The sequence below is a fragment of the Chryseobacterium sp. SIMBA_028 genome, assembly GCF_046535285.1.
GTDB lineage: Bacteria > Bacteroidota > Bacteroidia > Flavobacteriales > Weeksellaceae > Chryseobacterium.
Genome location: NZ_JAWRWZ010000724.1, coordinates 1 through 243, shown reverse-complemented (window position 1 = coordinate 243; position 243 = coordinate 1). Strand labels below are relative to the sequence as shown.

Sequence of the window (243 nt, the reverse complement as noted above, 5' to 3'; positions counted from 1 at the left end):
GCACCGTGGTGTGGCGCATCCTGGTCTTCTACATCGGTTCCGTGTTCGTCATCGCAGCTGTCCTCCCCATGGGATCTGCCGGGCTGAAGTCCCCTTTCGCAGGAGTCCTCGACCTTGCAGGAATTCCCGGAGCCGGGACAGCCATCACCCTGGTGGCCGTGGTGGCGCTGTTGTCGGCCCTCAACGCCAACCTTTACGGGGCGTCGCGGATGATCTTCTCGTTGTCCGAGCGAGGCGAAGCAC

At 63.4% G+C, this 243-nt stretch carries 1 pseudogene; it reads left to right on the top strand.

Annotated elements, in window-relative coordinates:
• Positions 1 to 243 (top strand): annotated as a pseudogene (locus tag SCA31_RS25155) (GABA permease); the annotation flags it as partial.